The sequence below is a fragment of the Candidatus Phytoplasma solani genome, assembly GCF_040126175.1.
Taxonomy (GTDB): domain Bacteria; phylum Bacillota_I; class Bacilli_A; order Acholeplasmatales; family Acholeplasmataceae; genus Phytoplasma; species Phytoplasma solani_A.
The window spans coordinates 352384-376059 of the sequence record NZ_CP155828.1 but is presented as its reverse complement, the minus strand read 5'-3'; the positions used below and the strand labels follow the sequence as shown (position 1 = coordinate 376059).

The 23676-nt window shown below is 25.8% G+C and carries 20 protein-coding genes and 1 tRNA gene; 20 read left to right on the top strand and 1 reads right to left on the bottom strand.

Annotated elements, in window-relative coordinates; translation table 11 throughout:
* Positions 1-311 precede the first annotated feature (311 nt).
* The 19 genes from hisS to PSOL_RS01775 all read left to right on the top strand — a co-directional run bounded on the left by hisS (position 312) and on the right by PSOL_RS01775 (position 19558).
* Positions 312-1580 carry a histidine--tRNA ligase gene (gene hisS / locus PSOL_RS01865; protein ID WP_349401635.1) on the top strand — a complete coding sequence of 423 codons (1269 nt, stop codon included), beginning with the start codon at positions 312-314 and terminating at the stop codon, positions 1578-1580.
* Complete coding sequence (gene aspS, locus PSOL_RS01860; RefSeq protein ID WP_349401633.1) at positions 1570-3273, top strand: aspartate--tRNA ligase; 1704 nt, start codon at positions 1570-1572, stop codon at positions 3271-3273. Before hisS ends, aspS begins: the two co-directional genes overlap by 11 nt.
* Before the next feature lie 24 nt (positions 3274-3297).
* Positions 3298-4611 carry a tRNA lysidine(34) synthetase TilS gene (gene tilS / locus PSOL_RS01855; RefSeq protein WP_349401632.1) on the top strand — a complete coding sequence of 438 codons (1314 nt, stop codon included), beginning with the start codon at positions 3298-3300 and terminating at the stop codon, positions 4609-4611.
* An 88-nt stretch (positions 4612-4699) separates the two neighbouring features.
* Entirely contained in the window at positions 4700-6604 is a 1905-nt protein-coding gene (ftsH, locus tag PSOL_RS01850) for an ATP-dependent zinc metalloprotease FtsH (protein WP_349401629.1), read from the top strand.
* Positions 6605-6760: 156 nt separating this feature from the next.
* Positions 6761-7669 (top strand): RluA family pseudouridine synthase, encoded by a 909-nt coding sequence (locus PSOL_RS01845; protein WP_349401627.1) that lies wholly within the window; start codon positions 6761-6763, stop codon positions 7667-7669.
* A gap of 96 nt (positions 7670-7765) precedes the next feature.
* Positions 7766-8458, top strand: a complete 693-nt coding sequence (locus PSOL_RS01840; RefSeq protein ID WP_349401625.1) for an ATP-binding cassette domain-containing protein — start codon at positions 7766-7768, stop codon at positions 8456-8458.
* Positions 8459-8508: 50 nt separating this feature from the next.
* Positions 8509-9546, top strand: coding sequence for a MetQ/NlpA family ABC transporter substrate-binding protein (locus tag PSOL_RS01835; RefSeq protein WP_349401624.1), 1038 nt, complete (start codon positions 8509-8511; stop codon positions 9544-9546).
* Between the two features lie 4 nt (positions 9547-9550).
* Positions 9551-10267: an ABC transporter permease subunit gene (locus PSOL_RS01830; protein ID WP_349401623.1), complete on the top strand. Its 717-nt coding sequence runs from the start codon at positions 9551-9553 to the stop codon at positions 10265-10267.
* Between the two features lie 103 nt (positions 10268-10370).
* A complete protein-coding gene (locus tag PSOL_RS01825) occupies positions 10371-10694 on the top strand; it encodes a cyclic-di-AMP receptor (protein WP_349401621.1) in 324 nt (107 codons plus the stop codon).
* A gap of 44 nt (positions 10695-10738) precedes the next feature.
* Positions 10739-10957 carry a 30S ribosomal protein S15 gene (gene rpsO, locus PSOL_RS01820; RefSeq protein ID WP_349401618.1) on the top strand — a complete coding sequence of 73 codons (219 nt, stop codon included), beginning with the start codon at positions 10739-10741 and terminating at the stop codon, positions 10955-10957.
* A 157-nt stretch (positions 10958-11114) separates the two neighbouring features.
* Positions 11115-11657: a DJ-1/PfpI family protein gene (locus PSOL_RS01815; protein WP_349401616.1), complete on the top strand. Its 543-nt coding sequence runs from the start codon at positions 11115-11117 to the stop codon at positions 11655-11657.
* Between the two features lie 311 nt (positions 11658-11968).
* Complete coding sequence (gene rplM / locus PSOL_RS01810) at positions 11969-12427, top strand: 50S ribosomal protein L13 (RefSeq protein ID WP_349401615.1); 459 nt, start codon at positions 11969-11971, stop codon at positions 12425-12427.
* 4 nt (positions 12428-12431) lie between these two features.
* Entirely contained in the window at positions 12432-12824 is a 393-nt protein-coding gene (gene rpsI / locus PSOL_RS01805) for a 30S ribosomal protein S9 (RefSeq protein ID WP_349401613.1), read from the top strand.
* An 81-nt stretch (positions 12825-12905) separates the two neighbouring features.
* Entirely contained in the window at positions 12906-14258 is a 1353-nt protein-coding gene (gene gltX, locus PSOL_RS01800; protein WP_349401611.1) for a glutamate--tRNA ligase, read from the top strand.
* A gap of 423 nt (positions 14259-14681) precedes the next feature.
* Positions 14682-15998: a cysteine--tRNA ligase gene (gene cysS / locus PSOL_RS01795; RefSeq protein ID WP_349401610.1), complete on the top strand. Its 1317-nt coding sequence runs from the start codon at positions 14682-14684 to the stop codon at positions 15996-15998.
* Between the two features lie 308 nt (positions 15999-16306).
* Entirely contained in the window at positions 16307-16918 is a 612-nt protein-coding gene (locus PSOL_RS01790; RefSeq protein WP_349401609.1) for a nitroreductase family protein, read from the top strand.
* A 502-nt stretch (positions 16919-17420) separates the two neighbouring features.
* Positions 17421-18104, top strand: coding sequence for a PAQR family membrane homeostasis protein TrhA (trhA, locus tag PSOL_RS01785; protein WP_349401608.1), 684 nt, complete (start codon positions 17421-17423; stop codon positions 18102-18104).
* Between the two features lie 134 nt (positions 18105-18238).
* Entirely contained in the window at positions 18239-19438 is a 1200-nt protein-coding gene (locus PSOL_RS01780) for an acetate kinase (protein WP_349401606.1), read from the top strand.
* A 32-nt stretch (positions 19439-19470) separates the two neighbouring features.
* Positions 19471-19558: transfer RNA gene (locus PSOL_RS01775), tRNA-Ser, on the top strand.
* Between the two features lie 257 nt (positions 19559-19815).
* Here PSOL_RS01775 and PSOL_RS01770 read toward each other — a convergent pair.
* Positions 19816-20019: a hypothetical protein gene (locus PSOL_RS01770; protein WP_349401604.1), complete on the bottom strand. Its 204-nt coding sequence runs from the start codon at positions 20017-20019 to the stop codon at positions 19816-19818.
* A gap of 957 nt (positions 20020-20976) precedes the next feature.
* Here PSOL_RS01770 and priA point away from each other — a divergent pair.
* The gene (gene priA, locus PSOL_RS01765; protein ID WP_349401603.1) at positions 20977-23340 is read left to right on the top strand and encodes a replication restart helicase PriA; all 2364 of its coding nucleotides are present in this window, start codon (positions 20977-20979) and stop codon (positions 23338-23340) included.
* Positions 23341-23676: the final 336 nt, after the last annotated feature.

Here is a 23676-nt window from a genome sequence, read left to right as displayed (position 1 = left end):
TTTAAATTATTTGTTAATTAAAATAATTAAAAATATTTTTTTAGATTTGTTAAAAAGAAAAAAAGATACTTTTTATTTTTTTGTTGTAATTCTTTTTTTATTGTATAATAAAAATAGTGTTAAGCATTTTTTTTGAGTCATGCTTTTACTATCTCAAAAAAATGTTGTTCTTTTCCGGTTCTTTTTTTGTGGATCTTACCTAATTTGTTATTCTTTGCATTGTTAAAATTTTAATATTTTGTTGAATTTTGCAAAAGATTTTTTTCTTTATTCAATCAATATCAAATAAACGTAAGAAAGGGACAAAATAAATGTTTTATAAGATTAAAGGAACTCATGATTTATTAGAAACACAAATGACTTATTGGCACAAAGTTGAAACTTATTTGCATTCTTTTTTTATGCGTCATAATTTTCAAGAAATACGAACTCCTATCATGGAATATACTGAAGTTTTTAATCGAGCTGCTCATCATTCTGAAATGGTTACCAAAGAAACTTATACTTTCTCAGATAAAAAAAATCGCTTAATCACTTTAAGGCCCGAAGGAACAGCTGGCATAATTCGTAGTTATATCGAAAATAAATTAGATCAAAATTCACAGTTAAATAAATTTTATTATTATGGCCCTTATTTTCGTTATGAAAGACCACAATTAGGTCGCTATCGTCAATTTCATCAATTAGGGATTGAAGTTTTAGGGAAAACAACCCCTTTTTTAGATGTCGAAGTAATTACCTTAGCTTATCAATTTTTAAAATCATTAGGGGTTGATGATGTTATTGTTAAAGTTAATTCTTTAGGTAATCAAAATGATTATCTTAATTATTTGCAAATTTTTAAAACTTATTTAGAAGCATATTATGAACAATTATGTCATTTATGTCAAGAAAGATTTAAAAATAATCTTTTACGTATTTGGGATTGCAAAATTTGTCCACAACACTCCTTTTTACAACAAGCTCCTAAAATTTTAGACTCTCTTTCTTTAGAATCTAAAACAAGATTTGAAAAAGTATTAAAGGGTTTAAAAAGTATGGAAATTACTTTTGAAATTTGTCATAATTTAGTCCGTGGACTTGATTATTATACGCATACAGTTTTTGAAATCACAACTAAGAAAATGGTTTTAGGTGGTGGGGGTTGTTATGATCATTTAGTATCAATATTAGGGGGCAAAGATCTTCCTGGTATTGGTTTTGCTTTAGGGATGGAAAGGTTAATGTTAAGTTTACAAAAAAATAATTTTTGTCCTACCCAACAAACTGATACTTTAGATCTTTTTTTATTGATTTTAGAACCAGATTTTTTTTATCATGGGCTTGCTTTAACACATTATTTACGTTACCAAGGATTTAAAATAGAACTTAATTATTATTTCTTAACTTTCACCAAAGCTTTAAAACAAGCTTTAAAAAATAAACCGCATTATCTTTTAATTTTAGGAAATCAAGAATTTGCTAAAGAAAAAATAACTGTTAAAAACACCAAAAATCAAACTCAAGCCACTATTGCTCAAAAAGATATTATTCTTTATTTAAAACAACAAGGAGTTAAAAGAAAACCTTATGAAAAATAAATATAGCCATTCTAATAATCAATTAACTCTTCAAAATAAAGGAGAATCAGTTTTTTTAAAAGGTTTTCTTTTTCGCAAGAGAAATTTAGGTAAAACTATTTTTTTAGACTTACGGGATGTTTCTGGAGTAATTCAATTATTGATCAAAGAAAATAATCCTCAATACAGCCAAATCATATCTCTCAAATTAGAAACAGTTGTTGAAATCAAAGGAATAGTTGTTGAAAGAAGCAATAAAAACAACAAATTAAAAACAGGAGAAATTGAAATTTTAGTCTCTTTTTTAAATGTTTTAAGCGAATCCCAAATTCTTCCTTTAAATATTTTTAAAAGTCAAACAAGCCTTGAAGAAACTAGGCTTAAATATCGTTATTTAGATTTACGTAATCCAGAAGTAAAACACTTTTTAATTCAAAGGCATCATATCACTCAAAGTATTCGCCAAACACTTTTAAAAAATGATTTTTTAGAACTTGAAACTCCCATTTTATCTAAATCAACTCCAGAAGGAGCGCGAGATTATTTAGTTCCTTCAAGAATTTATCCAGGAAATTTTTATGCTTTACCTCAATCGCCACAACTTTTTAAACAATTATATATGATTGCTGGTTTTGAAAGATATTTTCAAGTAGCTCGTTGTTTTCGCGATGAGGATTTGCGATCGGATCGTCAACCTGAATTCAGTCAAATTGATATTGAAACCGCTTTTTGTACTAAAAGTGATATTATTACTTTAACTGAAAAAATTTTTGTTGATTTGTTTCGAAATATTTGGCAAAAAAAACTTTTACAACCTTTTATGACTTTAACTTATAAAACAGCTTTAGAACTTTATGGCTCTGATAAACCCGATTTAAGAAATCCTTTAAAAATTACTAATTTTAATGCTTTTTTTGACGACAGCGCTTGGAAAAACAATATTTTTCAAGAAGACATAAAAGGTTTTAAAGTTACTAAAACACTTTTTTTAAGTCGTCGTCAAATAGAAAAATACCAACTTTTCTTTGAAAATAATTTTTGTTTAAAATTATTCATTTTTAACAAAAAAAATGATAAAATTATGAGTGTAATATCAAAATTTATTAAAGATGATTCTTTTTTGAAAAATGAAGAAATTTGTTTTGTAGTTTCAGGTCCAAAAGAAAAAGTTCATAAAGCTTTAGGACTTTTTAGAAGTAAATTAGCAGCTGATTTAGCTTTAATTGATGAAACCAAAGAATCTTTATTATGGATAGTTGATTTTCCTTTGTTTGAATTTGATTCTTGCAATAATAGATTTTACTCTTTACATCATCCTTTTACCGCCCCTTGTGACATTAATGCTTTAAAAAAAGAACCTTCAAAAGCCTTAGCCTTAGCATATGATTTAGTTTGGAATGGTTATGAAGTTGGTGGTGGCTCTTTGAGGATTAATAATCAACAAACTCAAGAAATAATTTTTAAACTTTTGGGTTTTACCCAAGCAGAAACAGAAAGACGATTTGGTTTTTTAATTGAAGCTCTAAAATACGGAACTCCTCCTCACGGTGGTTTAGCTTTAGGACTTGATCGTTTAGTGATGCTATTTACAAAAACTAACAATATTAAAGACGTGATTGCTTTTCCTAAAACTCAAAGCGCTAAAGATTTAATGTTAAACGCTCCTGGAACTGTTGACCAAGAACAATTAAAAATTTTAAAAATTAAATTCTAAATTAACAAGAGTAAAAGTAGTTCAATGAAATTATCTTTAAAATTAGATCCTCAAAAAACTTATATTGCAGCTATTAGTGGTGGCATTGATTCGATGGTTTTGTTAGATTTTTTGTGGTCGCAAAAGTTTCAGTTAAAAGTAGTTCATTTCAATCATTTAAAACGTTCTGATGCTTTTAAAGACAAAGATTTGATTCAAACTTATTGTTTCCAAAAACAAATACCCTTTTATTATTTTGAATTGCAACTAGATTTCAAAAATTTTCAAACTCAAGCTCGCCTTTTAAGACAAGAAAAGCTAAAACAAATAGCTAAAAAATACCAAACTCCTTATGTTATCACAGCTCATCATTTAGATGATTTAGCAGAAACTATTTTGCAAAAAATCGCTCGTGGTAGCACTTTGCTAGGTTATAGTGGAATGCAACCAGAGTTATCTTTGCAAGGATTTCTCTTTTTAAAACCTTTTTTGTACTTAACTAAAGAAAAAATTATTTCTTATGCTAAAAAAAATAAGATTCCTTTTTTATCCGATTATACCAATAAAATCAATATCTATCAAAGAAATCAAATAAGACATCATATTATTCCTTACCTCAAAGAAGAAACTACTTTTTTACAAAACATTAAAAATTTTTCGCTCATTCTTTTTCAAACTCAACATTTTATTAGAAAACAAACTCTTCTTTTTGTTGAAAGAAATCAAACTAAAAAAGATTATATCTTGTTTTTTTTGCAAAAAGACTTAAATTTTCAAGCTAATAGTTTAGTCTTTTGTCTCGCTCCTTTTTTATCCCTTGATAAAGTAATTCAAAAAGATATTATACTTTATTTATTAGAAAAAAAAAATATTGATAAAACTTTTTTAGTGGTTGAAAGCATAGTAAAAGGACTATCTTTTTCCACTAAACCTAACTTATCTTGGACTCTTAATTTAGGTTATTCTTTGATTAAAAGTTATAATTATTTTGGTCTTGTTTCTAATGACACATCCTTAACAATAAAAGATTGTGTCTACAAAAAACCTTTACTTTATGTCTCTACTTGTGCAACTTGTCTCCCTTCTTCTTTGCAACAAGTTTTAACTATTAGTTATGATTTACAACAAATTATTTTTCCTTTGAAGTTGCGTCAAAAAAAACCAGGTGATTACTTGAAATTTAGTTTTGGAAAGCAAAAACTCAAAAACTTTTTAATCAATAAAAAAGTCCCTTTTCTCCAAAGAAATAATTTATGGTTAATAGTTGATCATAATGATAATATTTTATGGATTCCTCATTTATATATTAATTATACCTTAGGTAGTTTTCATTTGATTTCCTTAGGTTTACAAAATTAATTTAAAAAGTTAGTTGTTTTTTTAATTATCCAATAACTTAGATATTTATTAAAAACTTAGATATTTATTAAAAAAAGAAGGTAATTTTATGACATTTTTAGATAAAATTTTTAAAAAATTTAATGTTTATGTTTTATATGTAGCTCTAGTAGTTATTGCTCTTGCTTTTGGATGGTGTTATTTTAACAAAAAAAATACAGATCCTGATGGCTTGACATCATTAACAGATTCTTTTGAAAATAAAGAAATAAAAGAAATAGTTTATGAACCTGTTATTTTTACAAATTATCTTAAATTAACCGTTACCAAAAAAGATAATAAAAAAATTGATTATTTTCACGTCCCTAAAGAATATTTGTTTAATGATGAGGGACTAAAAGATTCTTTAAAAAACATTAAAATAAATCCTAAAGATCCACGTCCTCATTATGGTTACGAAATTGCAATAGAAATTGCTTGGATTTGCTTCAAAGTTATCATTTTATATTGTTTTTACCTTGTTCTTTCGGATACACTTGAACAAGTCGGTAATGAACTTTCTGCTAAAAAAGGTATTAAATCAAGAAAAGCAACTATTCCTAACAAAAGATTTACTTTCAAAGATGTTGCAGGTGCTGATGAAGAAAAAGAAGAAATGTCTGAGTTAATTGATTTTTTAAAAAACCCGCTCAAATATATATCTATGGGAGCTCGCATTCCAAAAGGTGTTTTATTATATGGACCTCCAGGAACTGGTAAAACCCTTTTAGCCAAAGCTGTTGCTGGTGAAGCTGGTGTTCCTTTTTTTGCTGCTGCTGGTTCTGAATTTGATGAAGTTTATGTAGGTCTTGGAGCAAGCCGCATCAGGGATCTTTTCAAAGAAGCACAAGCATCAGCTCCGTGTATTGTTTTCATTGATGAAATTGAAGCTGTTGCAAGAAAAAGAGGAGCAATGATGACAAACAGTGGTTCGGAACAAACCTTAAATCAACTTTTAGTTGAAATGGATGGTTTTAACCAAAAATCAGGAATTATTGTCATTGCTGCAACTAACCAACCAGAAGCAATTGATTCAGCTATTTTAAGACCAGGTAGGTTTGATCGTCATTTTAATATTGCTTTACCGAATGTAAAAGACCGTGAAGCTATTTTAAAACTTCATGCTAATAATAAAAAATTATCTAAAGAAATTAGTTTGGAAGAATTAGCAAAACAAACTCCTGGATTCAGTGGTGCTCAATTAGAAGGAACTTTAAATGAAGCTGCTTTATTAGCCGCTCGAAGAAGTGCTTCTACAATTAATAAAAAAGATATTAGTGAAGCTTTGGATCGTATTTTAATGGGTCCTGCTAAAAAATCTCGTAAATATAGTGATAAAGAAAAAAGGATGGTTGCTTTCCACGAAGCAGGGCATGCCGTCGTTGGTATTAAAATGCCTTTTGCTCAAGTAGTGCAAAAAATAACTATTATTCCCCGTGGTAATGCTGGCGGTTATAATTTAATGTTACCCCAAGAAGAAACTTACTTTTCTTCCAAAAAAACTTTATTAGCTCAAATTACTTCTTTTTTGGGTGGAAGAGTCGCTGAAGAATTAATGTTTAATGATGTTTCTAGTGGTGCTTACAGTGATTTTAAAGAGGCTACTAAAATAGCTAAATTAATGGTTACTAAATTCGGGATGAGTGAATTAGGACTTGTCCAATATTCAGGAAACAATTTTCAAAATGATTTTTCTGATCCTAAAGGTTTAGAAATTGATCAAGAAATTCAAAAAATAATTTCTAGCTGTTACGGAGAAGCAAAAAGAATTATTAAAGAAAATAAAGTCTTATTAGATGCTATTGCTTCATATTTATTAGAAATTGAAACACTTACTAAAAAAGATATTGATGAAATTGTTGCCACAAATAAAATTGGTTGGTGGGAAGAAGAAAAAAAAGCAGCTGAAAAAGAAAAAAACAATAATGAATTAATTTCTACAAATGAACCAAGCATTAATTCAATAGAAAATTAAATTATTCCATTCGGATAAAACCAAAAAAATAATGTATAAAAAAATAACAAATTTATTAAAATAAGTTTTCTTTTCAAAACAAAACCCCGCCATTAAACAAACTTTAAGTAAACTTAAGATTTGTTCTTTTTTATCTTTTTAGAAAAGGTTTTTTATATGCAAGAAATTAAAGATTTTCTTATTTCAGAAAAAAACGCAATGCAAAGATTAGATCATTTTTTAGTTTGTCAAACTACTTGGAATAAAAGTCAATCTCAAAAACTAATTTTATCTCAAAAAGTTTTAGTCAATCACAAGCCCGCAAAAAAAAGATATCTACTCAAAATTAAAGATTTAGTAACCATTACAGCTACTGTTTTCAAAACACCTTTAAATATTCAAAAACCTTATAATCTTAATTTAGATGTTATTTATGAAGATCCATATTTAGCTGTCATTAATAAACCTTCTAATTTAATTGTCCATCCTTCTTTGAGTTTTTCAGGCATCACCTTAATTAATGGTTTGATTTATCAATTTAAATCTTTAAGTAATCTTGATACTTTAAGACCGGGAATTGTTCATAGGTTAGATAAAAATACCACTGGTTTAATATTAATAGCTAAAAATGATAATGTTAGTCAGAAATTACAAACAGCTTTTAACACGAGAACTATTAAAAAAGTTTATTGGGCTTTTATAGAAGGTTTTTTAGAAGATAAAGGAACCATTAATCTTCCGATTGCAAGAAATACTCATGATCGCTTAAAAATGGCAGTTTTACTAAATGGAAAACAATCAATTACCCATTTTAAAACTTTAAAAAGATTTAAGAATTTTTCTTTAATGGAATTTATTTTAGAAACAGGACGCACTCATCAAATTAGAACTCATTTATCTTATTTAAAACATCCGATTGTAGGAGACAAACTTTATGGTTCCAAACATTATAATACTGATTTAGGTCAATTTTTACATGCTAAAGAGTTAATATTTACACATCCCATCACCTCTCAAAAAATGAAACTCAAAGCTCCTTTACCCTTAAATTTTACACAACTAATACAAACATTAACAAATATTTAATTTTTTTGAATGTTACAAGTAAATTAATTCATTATATGAATCTATTTGTTTGAATTTAAAATATTGTAAAATTATTAAAATAACAAATGGATTATTATGATTAAAATTAAAAACCTTTCTAAAACCTTTATGATGAACCAAACGCATCTAAAAATTCTTAAAAATATTACTTTAACAGTTTTAAAAGGTGAAATTTTTGGTCTTGTCGGATCATCTGGTTCTGGTAAAAGTACTTTATTAAAAATAATGAATGAATTTATAATACCAGATCAAAATATGTCACAAGTGATGCAAAAATCTTTTAATCGTTTTGAAAGTGCTATGATTTTTCAAAATTTTAATCTTTTGAATAATTTAAATGTTTTTGATAATATCGCTTTACCTTTGAAAATTAGAAAATATCGCAAAGAATTGATCCAAAAAGAAGTTAATCAAATTTTAACATTTGTAGGTTTACAATCTTTCGCTAACGTTTACCCCAAAACCTTATCAGGCGGCCAAAAACAACGAATCGCAATTGCAAGAGCCTTAATTTATAAACCCAAAATTGTTTTTTGCGATGAACCAACTTTTGCTTTAGATGAAATTACAAGTCAAGAAATTTTGTGCTTGTTGCTAAAAACCAATCAACAACTTAAAACTACTATTTTTTTAGTTTCTCATAATGTTGCAGTTATTAAAAGTTTATGTCATCGAGTAGCTATTTTGCATCAAGGTAAGTTAGAAAAAATTGTTGCTTTAAATCCCACTTATAAAATGGAGGCAGTTCCTTATCAAAACATTTTTTAACTATTTTTTGCAAAAAAACCATAAATTAATTTACAAAGGTGTATTTATATATGTTTTATTTACTTTCTTTACCTTGGAAGAATAAAAAAAATCTCTTACTTGTTTTATTTACGTTATCTCTTTTGGTCAATTTTACCTTAGGTTATTTTTATTGGAATCTAAAAACTCATTTCTCAAAACAAACTGCTTTAGATCTTTTTCCTTCGCGATTAAAAGTAGCTACTGCTTTATCGACGGTTCAAAACCTATTAGAAGGTTCTGTGAAAAAACATTTAAAAAAATATCACAACATTACTTTAGAAATTTTATATTTTCCTAATGGTTTTAATAAAACTGATGAATTATTAGCCAATAAAGAAGTAGATGCGAAATTTGACGCCCATGTTCATCATTTAAATATAGCTAACCAAAATTATAATAATAGATTGACTTTTGTTCAAGCGGGTTATTTACCTAAATTTAGTCTTTTTGCTTTAAACAAAGACAATAATTTTAAAAATTTGGAAGACTTAAAAAAATTCAAAAAAGATAATCCCAACAAAAAACTAAAAATTTTAATGCCTAATGATAATTTTCAACAGTCTTTATCTTTTTATTTATTAGAACAATTAGGCATAATTAAAAAAAATAACCTTGGAACAACAACTCAAACATTTTTTGAACTCAAACCCAATTTTTTTGAAAGTGTTTTTGGTTTCCCCGAAATTCAATATGAAACTGATGAATTAATTTCAATTACTCATAAATTTCTAAATGGAGGTTATGATTTATGTCTTCAATATCCTACTCTTATGGGCAACATATCTAATGATGTTAGCGTCGTTGAAACACTTAAAAAACCTGATGAATTAGAAGATCCTATTTATTCTTATACTATTTCTTTAGTGGCTAGAAAAGATAATGAAAAATCTAAAGAAATTAAAATTTTACAAGAAGTTTTAAAACAAGAAAAAATTATTAACGAAGCACAAGAAGGGATTTTTAAAGGAAGATATTATATGATTCCTAGAGAAAAAATAGATATTCTTAGCCAAACAATTAAAGATAAATATTTAGGGAAAACTAGTTCGGCCGAAAGAGTTTCTTAAGATAATGTTTACTTTTTTAAAAACTTTTTGGAAAATTATAACTTATAAAGAATGGAATCATTATTTGTTTGCAAAAGCTTTCTTAGAAACTGTTAAAATAACTTTTCTTTCTTCTTTGGTTTCTTTTTTTCTTGGACTTTCTTTAGGTGTTTATTTATATTTATTAAAAATGAAAAAACATCATAAAAGATATTTTATTTGCAACATGTTTATTAATTTTTTAATTTCAACTCCTTTTTTGTTGTTGATTGTTTTGTTTATTAAATTTTTTTTATATCCTTTTTTTGGTTTATCTTATGGTTTTAAAGTTGGTTTAATTTCCTTAATTTTAATTTTAACTCCACTTTTTGGTCGGCATTGTGAACAAATTTTTCTCACTGTTAACCCTGAAATTTATCAAACATCTTATAGTCTTGGAGCTAATAACTGGCAATTTATTAAATTTTTTTTATTGAAGGAAACTTGCTCTGATATTGTTTTAAAAGCTTCTTCTCTTTTTGTAACATCTTTGGCTTATTCTTCTGTCTTAGGAATTATAGGACATATAGGGATCGGCGAAATTGCTATTTCTCGTGGTTATAATGGTGACTCTTCTTTATTAAAATTAAATGGTTTTAATTCTTTAGATTTGATTATGGTTTGTGTTTTTTCTATGTTTGCTTTAACCCAAATAGTACAATTAATCGGGGGATTTTTAGCTGCTAAATTAGATAAACGTTAACTAATTATTAAATTTAAAAAAGTGATAGTTTTTAATTTGTTTTTTTAAAAATATTTTTTTCTCTAAATTTAAAAAAATAAGGTATAATATTTTTGTGGATCATATGAAATTAATTATAGCTATCGTTTCTAGTAACGATGCGAATAAAGTAGAAAATTCTTTAATTGAAAATAGTTTTTTTATAACCAAATTAGCTACTAAAGGAGGTTTTTTAAAAGAAACTAATGCTACTTTTATTTTAGGGGTTAAAGAAGAACAAGTCCATAAGGCTTTAGACATCATTGGTAAACATTCCAAAAAAAAAACTCAATTGATTCCTAATAGTATTATGAATCAATTTTCAGCTTATAGTTCTTTGCCAACAGAAATTTCTATTGGGGGAGCCACTATTTTTGTTTTAAATGTGGATCAATTTTTAAAAGTTTAGTTTTTTTTACTTAAAAAAATTAATTAAAATAAGGAGGTAAATTAGTGTCATTAACTAAAAAACAAAAAGAAGAAATTATTAAATCAACTGTTAGTTTTCCAAAAAACACAGGCTCTTCTGAAGTGCAAATTGCTATTTTGTCAGAAGAAATTAAAAAACTAAGCGAACATCTTAAAAAACATCCTCATGATTTCCATTCTAAAAGAGGTCTTTTTATGAAAAACAGTAAAAAGCGTAGTTTATTAAAATATTTAGGAAAATAAAAGTTACTCTTCAAAATACCACAAAACTATTTTTTGTGGTGTTTTTTTATTTACTTATCAATCTTTAACTTAAAAAAATATTTCAATATCATCGAAAATATCTATCTTAAAGATAAAATGATAAATGATTTACTAAATAACAATAAAAAGGAGTCTTATGAAAGGAATATTAGTTTTATACGATGGCTTTGAAGATTGCGAAGCTTTAGTAACTAGAGCTTTATTAAAACGAGTTTCTCTACCTTTAACTACTGCTACCCCTAATTTATCATTGGAAGTTATTTCTTCTAGCGGCCTTAAAGTCAAAGCAGATTGTCATTTTTCTACAATTGATACATCTTCTCATGACTTTTTAGTAATTCCAGGCGGTCCTTACGTCGCTCAAATTATTGAAAAAGAAACTTTTTTATTACAGTTAATTCAACAATTTATTGTTTCTAATAAAATTGTTGGCGCTATTTGCGCAGCCCCAATGTTTTTAGGAAAGTTAGATTTATTAAAAGAACATTCTTTTACTTGTTTTCCTAATTGCCAACATTTTATTTTAGGATCTTATTTACCTAATCAAAAAGCTGTTATTAGTGGTAATTTTGTCACTTCTCGTTCTCCTATTACTGTCTTTGAATTTGTTTTCGCTTTGGTTGAATCATTAAAAGGCAAAACGACTGCTTTAGCTTTTCGAAAAAATCTTAATGTCTAAACTTTTCTATTAAACGTCAAATACTTATATCTTATAAAGAATCAAATTTTTGATAAATTAAATATTTTTTTTATTTACATTGATTTACTTCTTTATTAGTTTTATTTTTGATATTTTATATCATAAAAAAAACTTTTTTTACTTATTACACTTGACTTAATTACTTTTTTATAGTAAAATATTAAAGAATGTTGAAAAAAATAATCGTTATAATTAATATTGTTAAAAGAATTAGTTTAAAAAAAATTACTTTTTTGAAAAAGCAAAAAAATTTTAATATCTTATTTTTATAATAATAAGGAGAAAGTCTCATGATTAATCAATTACTTCCCAAAAATAACCATAAAACTTTGATGGCTAACAGTTCCACTATCAAACGTAAATGGCATTTAGTTGATGCTAAAGATAAAACTTTGGGTAGATTAGCTACCAAAGTAGCTGCAATTTTAAAAGGTAAAAACAAAACTCATTATACTCCGCATGTTGATAATGGTGATTATGTAATTGTTATTAACGCATCTTACATCAAATTAACTGGTAAAAAATGGTCACAAAAAGTTTATTATAAACATTCAGGTTATCCAGGAGGACTAACTAGCATTGTTGCAACGGATTTAATGCGTAAATTTCCTATTAGAATAGTTGAAAAAGCAATTTTAGGAATGATTCCTCACACTAAATTAGGTTCTCAAATTGGCAAGAAGCTTTTTGTTTATCCCCAAGAAAACCACAATCATCAAGCTCAAAAACCAGAAATATTAGAGGTTTAATTATATGAAAAAAGTAAATTTTTGTGGCACTGGACGTCGCAAAAGCGCTGTTGCTCGAGTTATTTTAACTAATGGAACTGGAAACATCACTATCAATACTAAAAATTTTGAATCTTATTTGCCGCTACCAGCTACTCGTTTAGATATGTTGCAACCTTTAGCAATTACTAAAAAAAGAGAATCTTATGATGTCCGCGTTAATGTTGGTGGTGGTGGTCTTTCTGCGCAAGCAGGCGCTATTCGTTTAGGGATTGCTCATGCTTTATTAGAAAGCATTCCTGAATTAAGAATTATTTTAAAAAAGGCAGGATTATTAACACGCGATTCTCGTTGTGTTGAACGCAAAAAATATGGCTTGAAAAAAGCTCGTCGCGCCCCACAATTTTCAAAACGTTAATAACAAAAAAAAGAACTTTGTCAAAAAAGTTCTTTTTTTATCAAAAAAATACTACAAAATAAAAAGAGAAAGAAAAAAACTATGAATAAAATAAGAGTTCGTTATGCTCCTAGTCCAACTGGTTTTTTACATATAGGTAATGCCCGAACTGCTTTATTTAATTATTTATTTGCTAAACATCATCAAGGGGATTTCATTGTAAGAATTGAAGATACTGATCTTTTGCGTAATGTTGATAGTGGGGAAAATTCACAATTGAAAAATTTACGTTGGTTAGGGATTAATTGGAATGAAGGACCAGACATAAAAGGACCTTTTGGTCCTTACCGTCAATCCGAAAGATTATCAATTTATCAAAAATATGCTTTTAAATTACTTGAAAAAAATCTCGCTTATCAAGAATTTGGAAAAGATCAAAAAATGTTTGCTATTAGATTTAAAGTTCCACAAAATCAAACTTTTGCTTTTCATGATTTAATTAGAGGAAAGTTAACTTTTTTAAGCAAAGATATTGAAGATTGGGTTATTATTAAATCTAATGGTTATCCTTCTTATAATTTTGCAGCAGCCGTTGATGATCATTTGATGAAAATTTCTCATATTTTTCGAGGGGAAGAACATATTACTAATACCCCTAAACAAATAATGATTTATCAAGCTTTTAATTGGGAAATTCCTAAATTTGCCCATATGACTTTAATTTTAAATCAAAAAAGAAAAAAAATTAGTAAAAGAGACCTTGATGTCCTTCAGTTTATTGAAGATTACGCTGATTTAGGTTATCTTCCTCAATCTTTATTTAATTTTTTATCTCTTTTGGGGTTTTCTCCTTTAAGCTCTAAAGAAATATTGAGTCCTGAAGAATTTATTTCCTTATTTGATGTCAATCGTTTAAATAAATCTCCAGCTATTTTTGATAAAACAAAATTAGATTTTTTTAACAATTATTATCTCCGAAAAACACCTATCAACAACATTACCTCTTTTATAATAAGTAAAAAATATTTTGTCAACGCTTTACCTGTAAATAATCAAGTTTGGTTAACTAAATTTGTGACTTTATTTCAAGAAAGAATGAATTATATAAAACAAGCAATAGATTTATATCGTTATTTTTTTATAACTAACCCTTCTTTTTCTCAAGAAGCGCAACAATTTTTAAAAACTCATGATTACGTATTGCCAATTTTAACTATTTTTTATCAGAAATTAAAGTCAATTAATTTTGAAAAAGAAATGATTAACGCAATTATTGTTGAAATAACTCAAAATAATAAATTTTCTAAAAAAATTCTTTTCACAGCTTTACGGATTGGCGTTACTTGCCAAATGCAAGGTCCTAGTTTACCACTTTTTTTAGAATTGTTAGGAAAAAAGCAAGTTCTTGCTAATTTAGTTCAAGTTTTTGAGGTATTAAATGTCAAGAAAGTTTAGTTACATATTTTTTTAAATATTATTTTTTTTCAAAAAATAATTAAAAAAACTGCATCCAATGATAAAAATCAATTTCTCATAGTTTAAAAAAAGATAATAATTTGATTATTTTGAAAAAAACCAAAAAACTTTTAAAAATGATAAACATAAAACAAAATTAAAAGTTAATAAATAACTAAAAAAATAATCCTTTTGTTTAAAAATGAGCAAATATAAAACAAAATTACAAAACTCATTAGGACATCATCAATTAAAGTTTATTTCAAGGTATTTTAAAAAAAATGCATTAACAATATTTTAATATTGTATTTAAAAAATCACTATTTTCAAATAGTTTTTTGTTTTATTTTTTTGATCATCATATTTATTTTATTACTTCTTTTTTTTAAACTATTTTTCTAAAATTAAAAGGATTGCTTGAAAATGTTAAAAATTTATAATTCCTTAACCAATCAAAAAGAAATTTTTACTCCTTTGCACACTCCTACCGTTAATATGTATGTTTGCGGACCGACTGTTTATAATCATTTGCATTTAGGAAACACAAGACCATTAATTTTTTTTGATACAGTTAAAAAATATTTAGAAACAATTGGTTTTCAAGTTTTTTATGTTGTTAATATTACCGATATTGATGATAAAATCATTGCATCTTCTTTACAACAAGAAATTAAAGAAGAGCTTTTAGCTAAAATATATATCCTAGCTTTTTTTCAATTATTAAAAGATTTAGAAATTAAAACAATTAATTTTTACCCTCAAGCAACTGATTATATTCCATCAATGATTAATTATATTCAAAATCTTTTAAAGAAGGGTTTTGCTTATTTTACCGAACAAGGTATTTATTTTAGAATATCTAAAATAACTGATTACGGTCAATTAAAAAAGCAAGATTTAAATCAATTAAAAAAAAACGCAAGAAAACAATTAGACCCTGACAAAGAAAATCCAAGTGATTTTATTTTATGGAAAAAAACTTTTCAAGGGGTTCAATATCAAAGTCCTTGGTTTTTGGGACGCCCAGGATGGCATACCGAATGTGCAACCATGATTCAGCAAATTTTTAAAATTTCATTAGATATTCATGGGGGAGGGACTGACCTTAAATTTCCTCATCACCAAAATGAAATAGCACAAACCCAAGCTTGCAGTAATTATCCTTTAGCAAATTTTTTTATGCATGTTGCAAGGTTAGATTATCAAAACCAAAAAATGTCTAAATCTTTAGGGAATATTGTTTGGTGCAAAGATTTATTAAAACAATTTCCTCCTTCAGTGATTAAATTTTTTATCTTAAGTACTCATTATCGTAAACCTATTAATTTTTCTTATGAGATAATGGAACAAGCTCAAAAAAGATATCATAAAATCATCGTTTTTTTAACTAAAAAATATTTTTATTTACAAATAAAAAAAAGTTTAATAACGGACTTAGAACCAAATATTGTCAATTCTTTTCATCGATTGATGCAAGATGATTTTGCTACTCATAAAGTGATAGATTTAATTGAAACGAGCATCAAAACAACTCATAAAAACAAAAATTTATCCTTTTTAGCTCAAACACACAACACTTTATTATGGATTTTAACTGATTTAGGAATTAATCCTCAGTTTGTGCGCGCTACAAAAACAGATTTACAAACTTATCATTTATGGCAAATGGCAAGACAAAACAAAGAATTTAAGCAAGCAGATTTTTTGCGTCAAATGTTAATTGATAAAGGTTTGTTATAAAAATATAAATACCCAAATAAAATTTTTTATTAGCTCAAAAACTTGGTTTAAACTACAAAAGTGATTATTTTTTTTACTTTTATTATGCTATAATAATATTGTTAGTTAAATATATTTTTTTAGTTTTTTTATCTTTATTGCTTTTAAATAATTTTATTTTTTAACAATAATCAAAATTCTTTTAATTAAAATTAAGGTTTCAAGGAGGGGTAAAATTTTATTTTTTTTAAAGCAATTAATAACTTGAAAATTTATTAAGTAAAAAAATTAAAATTAAGAAATTAAAGATAAAAAGAAAGAGTTTTATCGTGAACATCTTAACATTAAGAAGATCTATTAAAGTTTTTCAAAAAAATCACCTTATCCCAAAAAATATTTTAGAACAAATTTTGACAGATACAATGAGAGCTCCTTCTTCTTTTAATTTACAACCTTGGCATTTTTTCGTGATAGAAAATGAAGCAAGTAAAGCCAAACTAAAACCTTGTTTATATGGCAATAATAGCCAATTAGAAACTAGTTCAGCTGTAATTTTGGTTTGTGGCAACATAAAAAAAAACGAAACAAAAGAACCTATCTTAAGACAATCTTTTACGGAGGCACAAATGCCATTAATCATTCAAGAACAAGTATTAGCTCAAGTTGATCTTTTATATCGAAACAAAGATCAGGAAGAAATCAAAAATGAACTTTTTTTAGAATGTGGTATTGTTTCTTTACAATTAATGTTAGTGGCTAAAAGTTATGGTTACGATAGTTGTCCTGTGGGAGGCTTTAATTCTAAAATTATTAATCCAACTTTTAATATTGATGAAAATCTAGTCCCTGTTTTACTGATAGCTCTAGGTAAATCAATAGAAACACAAACACTACCACCTACTTTTAGATTACCTTTTGACAAAGTAACAACTTTTTTATAAGAGACTTTTTGAAGTCTCTTTTTTGATTAAATTAAAGCCTTACTAAAAGTAAAATAATTAATATTCATTATTTTTTTATTTAAATTTTTCAGAAAAAACAAATAAAAAATCAAATACTTGAGCAAACTAAGTTGTTTTTTTGATGTATAATTAAATTATATAAATGGATACTGGACCAAAAATGGTAACCACCTAAAAATGAAAAAAAATATCAAAGTTAAATTGTTTATTAAAAATTAAACAATGCAGTGACTATTTTTTTGGCTTTACTTTTATTATCTTATTAATCGTTTACTTATAAAAAATATCACCCCAAAAAAATAAAATATTTTTAATTTCAACACCCAAAAGATAAAAAATATTTGAAACTTAGTTTTTTATATGATAATATATGCTAAAATATAAAAGAGTCTTTTTTTATTTTATTGGTTAGCTCTTTGACAAAATTAAATAAATAGTCTTAAAAAGGTAACAAATTAAACAAAGGAGGAGATAAATTATTATGAAATGGCCTACAAAAACAAGCGACAAACAAACTTATGGCGAAGAAATTGCTAACGCTATTTCTCATGGTTTAATGATTCTTTTAGGAATTTTTACCCTTGTTTTTTTTACCATCAAAATTAACAAAATTAATCCTTCTAATAAATTTATTTTTTTAATTTTTAGTATCTCCATTATTATTCTTTATTTGATGAGTACTTTAAATCACTCCTTATCTTTTACCAAAGCTCATAAATTTTTTCAAAAAAGCGATCATATTAGTGTTTATTTACTTATTTGGGGAACTTTTGTTCCTATTTTGTTACTTTTAAAAGAATTACAAGTCCCTTTAATTGAAGATTGTAAGATTACCAAAGGAAATTTTCTTTTTATTTGTCAATGTCTTTTAGTTTTTTTAGGTATTCTTGCTAAAATACTATGGTTTGAAAAAGGAAAATATGTACACCTTGTCCTTTATGTTTTGTTAGGATGGAGTGGTTTATTGTTTGTTGATGAATTAATAAAGCCAAATAATAAAAATTTATTTATTTGTATTTTTTTGGGTGGTTGTTTTTATAGTGGGGGTATTTGGTTTTTTATCAAAGATCATAAAAAATATTTTCATTTTATTTGGCATCTTTTTGTTATCTTAGGCACTTGTTTCCATGCTGTAGGGATTTATCTTTTATTAAAAAAATTGTAGACTAAATGAAAATAAAGAAAAAATATCAAAATGCTAATTATTAATAAAAATAACTTTCAATTTTGTGTCAAGCAACCGTTAAATTAAAATATCTATAAGAAAAAAAGATATCAAAAGAGAAAAGAGAAAAATATATGAAAATTATGTCGGTCAATTCAGGTAGTTCTTCTTTAAAATTTCAATTATTAGAAATGCCTCAAAAAGATTTAATTGCTTCTGGTTTAATCGAAAGAATTGGTTTTTCTAATGCCATTTTTACCCTTAAAACCAAAAACAATAAAGAAACAAAAACATTAGAAATTAAAAACCACCAACAAGCGATCGCATTGTTATTAGACATTTTAATTCAAAACAAAATCATCAATCAATTAGAAGAAATTGAAGGCATCGGACATAGGATTGTTCAAGGAGGAGAATTATTTCAAGATGCAACTATTTTAACTAACGAAGCAATTGCCAAAATAGAAAGTCTTTGTGATTTGGCGCCTTTACACAATCCAGCTAATCTTGTAAGTATTAAAGCTTTTAAAAAAGTTTTACCGTCTTTATTTCAAGTAGGAGTTTTTGATACTACTTTTCACCAAACTATTCCAGCAGTTAATTTTTTATATGCCACTCCTTATTCTTGGTATCAAAAATATCAAGTGAGAAAATATGGTTTTCATGGAATCTCTTATAAATATATCACTGAAAAAATGCAACATATTTTAAAGAAAAAAGATGCGAAACTAATTATTTGTCATGCTGGTAATGGAGTTTCTTTGTGTGCGGTTGATTCGGGGAAATCTTTAGATACTTCTATGGGTTTTACCCCTTTAGAAGGTGTTCCTATGGGCACTCGCAGTGGCAATATTGATCCAGCAGTAATCAAATTTATTGCTGACAAAGAAAACAAAAGTATTGCTGCTGTAATTGATGATTTAAATAAAAAATCAGGTTACCTTGGGGTATCTGGCATTTCTAATGATGCACGAGATATTATCGCAGAAATAAAAAAAGGCAATCTCCAATCTTGTTTGTCTTTTGATATTCAAGTAAAACGGATAGTTGATTATATTGCTAGTTACTACGTTTTATTAAAAGGGATTGATGCTTTAGTTTTTACTGCCGGTATTGGCGAAAATTCAGTTTTTTTTAGATCAAAAATCATTAATTCTTTATCCATTTTAGGGTTTAAACTAGACGTCGAAAAAAACCAACTTCAAAGCAAAGAGGGTTTAATTACTACTACTCAATCACTTATTCAGGCTTTTGTTGTTCCTACCAACGAAGAACTAGCAATCGCTTGTGATGTTTTAAGAATTTATAACAACGAGAAAAATAATTTTTCTTAATAAATAACAAAGTCTTTTTTTAAGACTTTATCGGAGGAATACTCAAGTGGCTAAAGAGGCACGCTTGGAAAGCGTGTAGATCCAAAAGATGCAAGGGTTCGAATCCCTTTTCCTCCGCCAATAATTTCAAAAAGATTGCTTTCAAAATAAATAAAACAATTTTTCCTATCATTTAATTAAGATAATTATTACTCAAAACAATAAAAAGCTCTCAATCAAAGATGGCTTTTTTTTATTTCAAAACCAATTTTGTTAATGATATATTGGTAATCTTTTCTTATTATAAAACAATAGCAATATTAAAATTATAATAATGAGATTAAAAAAAATCAAAATTATTTCGGCTAAAAAAACCATTTAAATTAAATCAAATAATATCATTGTTTCTTTTTTAATAAAATTTCTTTTAAAACTTTATCAACAATAACTTTAACTTGAGGATTTACAAAAAGAATATGATTTTTCGTTTCAAAATTAGTTTTTTTACTGCAGTTTTTTAAAACAATGATTTTTAATTTATCAAGATTAACTTTTTTCAACATTTTACGAATTTTTTGTTCTTTAGCTTGTTTTTTTAACATAACTGAACCTTTTTTTGTATTTTTTATCTTTATAAAAAAAACTGATGATGAACTACCAAATAAACAACTTTTTTTAAAATAAAAATTGTTTATTAAAAAAAATAACTCCTAATTTTTCAACCTTTTTTTATTTTAATTAAATAAAAATAATCTAAATTATTTTCCAAACCCTACAAACAATTAAATATAAAAAATATTAAGATAAACTTTTTAAATTGATTTTTTTATTTTTTTCGAGAAATCAAAATACCATTTCATCGCTTATAAATTAAAGTAATATCAAAAATTAACTACATAAAAATCCAATATGTTATTAAAATTATTTTTTTAAGTTAAATTAAAAAAATAATTTTCAATATTTAATAACTAATAAATATTATAATTCTTTTTTATTAAAAAAGGGATATTTTAATACTTCAAAAGTATTTATTGAAGTAGATTGTTCCCGAAAAAGTAAACTAGTTAAAAAGAACAAAATCCTCAAATGGTTGATTAAATTAAAAAAACTTAGTAAAATAATATTTTTGAACACTTTGATGTATAATTATAATTAATGGTGATTGTTTTTTTTCTAAAATGACTATTTAATTAAATTAAAAATAAATATCTTTTATTAAAAAATAGTACTTTTTTTCAAGATAACATCAGTTAATAAAGAATATTTGATAAAAAAAGGAAAATAAAATAACTTAATATGAATAATGATAATTACAACGTAACAAAAAAAATATTTAGAAAAAAAATTTATTAAAAAATTACAATCGGTACCAACTTTTTATTTTTAATAAACAATTTAGTTTGGATATTTTTTGTTTTCGGGTGATTGCCGTTTTTTGGTATAGCGCCAAGATGTTTAAAAATAAATTCATTAAAAATTCTTTTTTTTGTTATAATTAAAATATTAGGTGTTGTTTCTAATACCATAACAATTCTAAAGAAAGAAAAGGATCAAACAAATTGATAGCTCAAGTAATTATAGATCTTAAAACTTCTTCTTTAAATCAATGTTTTGATTATTTAATTCCTCAAACATTTCTTCCTTTGGTTCAAAAAGGGATGCGAGTTATTATTCCTTTTGGCCCTAAAAATTGTCATCGTTTAGGTTATATCATTGATTTTAAAAATGAAAGTCCTTTCGCTAATAAAGAGTTAATCGATATCTTAGATGAAAAACCTTATTTTAATGAAGAATTATTTTTATTAGCAGAAGAAATGTTAAAAACTCCTTTTAGCATTAAAGCTTTGATTTATCAAACTATTATCCCTAAAGCTTTTTTAATAACTCACTTAAAAGAAATTGTCATTCTTAAACCAAAATTGATCCCTGAAACAATTCGAAATCATATTCCTAAAAAAAATAAATTTTTGATTAACGCTAATAATAAAATTGTAAAATCTTTACAAAAACTATCACAACAAGGCGTTATTTTGATAAAAGACATTGTTAAAGCTAACAAAAGTACAAAAAACTCTATTGGTTATCTTTTGAATTCGGAATTAAAAATATTATCGAATTTAACATTAAAAGAACAAGACTTTCTACAAAGATTAATAAATTGGAACAAAAATAAAAATACTAAAGAAATAATTGCTATCGATAGAAAAGAAGCTTTAAGTCTGACTTCACCCAACATTATCAAAAGTCTCCTTCAAAAAAAAATTATTTTACAGGTTTTCCAAAAAAGAATTATTGTTTTGAAACATCATTTTAAACCTCTAAAACATGACAAAAAAATCATATTAAATAAAGAACAAGTCAAAGTGATAAAAAGCATTAATGTTAACAAATACAAAACTTATCTTTTGCACGGAAAAACGGGTTCTGGTAAAACAGAAATTTATTTAAATTTGATCGCAAAAATTTTTAAAAAAAAAGAACAAGTGTTGTTTTTAGTTCCTGAAGTTATCTTAATTGCTCCTTTAATCCAACGTTTAGAAGCTAAATTTGAAAAGATTAAAATAGTTGTTTTGCATAGTTATTTAACCCCTTTACAAAAACAAGATCAATTCACAAAAATTACATCCCAAGAAGCTCAAATTGTTTTAGGAACGAGAAGTGCTATTTTTGCGCCTCTGCATCATTTAGGTATTATCATTATTGATGAAGAACATGATGAATCATTAATAGAAAAAATAAAAACTCCTTATGATGTTAAAGAATTAGCCCAAATAAGAGCCAATTATCATCAAATTCCTTTAATACTTGGAAGTGCCACCCCCTCTTTAGAAAGTTATTATCAAGTTTTTCAAAAGAAATACAAACTTTTAAAGTTAAATAAAAGAGCTTTAATCAACATTTTGCCACCTATTAAATTAGTTGACATGAAAGAAGAATTAAAAAGCGGTAATTTAGAACCATTTTCCATGGATTTGAAACATGCCTTACAACAAACTTTAATCAAAGGTGAACAAGCTATTTTATTTATCAATACTAAAGGGTTTGCGCCTTTTGTTTTATGTCGTTTTTGTGGTTTTGTTCCTAAATGTCAAAATTGTAATAATAGCCTAACTTTTTATAATCAAAAACAAATTTTAAAATGTAATTATTGCGGCTATCAAAAAGATTTCACTATTCAATGTAGTAATTGTCACAAAAAAACCGTTAAAGCTTTAGGAGTGGGGATTGAATATATTCAAAATCATTTGCAAAAAAATTTTCCTAAAACTAAAATAATTACACTTGATTCAGATAATGTCACCCATTTAGCTCAATATGAAAAATTGTGGTATGATTTTCAAGAGCAAAAAGCCGATATTTTGTTAGGAACGCAAATGATTGCCAAAGGGCTTGATTTTCACCAAGTTACCTTAGTAGGAATATTGATGGCAGATACTCTTTTAAAAATTCCTACTTTTAAAGCTGCTGAAAAAACATTTCAATTATTAATTCAAGCCGCTGGACGTTGTGCCAGAAAAAAAGAAGGTCAAGTAATTGTTCAAAGTTATAATTTAGAACATTTTGCTATTAAAAAAGCTGTTCTTTATGATGAGGTTAATTTTTTAAAACAACTATTACAAGAAAGATTAATGACTCAAACACCACCTTTTGGTTATCTGAGTAAAATTTTGATTGCTCATAAAAACTTTAAAAAAACTTTTGATATTGCTTGTCAAATTAAAGTTATTTTAGAAACTACTTGCTCTCCAAAATTTAAAGTTTTAGGTCCTGTTTTGTCAATGATTCCAAAAAAAAATAATTATTATCGCTTTTTGTTAACCTTAAAATATCATCATTGGCCTTTAAATTTAGAATTTATTGTCACTTCTAAAATCCAACAAGACTCTTTCATTTTTTTTGATCGTTTTGCTAATTTATTATAAAATAATGAAATTGCAATATTTTAAGAAAAAAACCGGTAAGAACAAAAACGAAATTTACCTTTTGGTTAGGTTTAAAAATTAACAATTAAAATTGTATTTTATATATACTAATTTTTACAATTTAAAAAAAATAGTTGTTAAAGATTTTTAACATATTTTATTAAATTTCAAAATTGTTGTAGAGTGCCCAAAAAAACTGAACCAAAAAAAAGAATAACATTAAATCCAAATTGTTTATTATTAAAAAATAAGCAGTTTGGATTTTTAATAAACAATTTAGCTTTAATATTAATAATATTTTTTGTTTTTAGGTAGTTGCTGTTTTTTTGGTCTGGT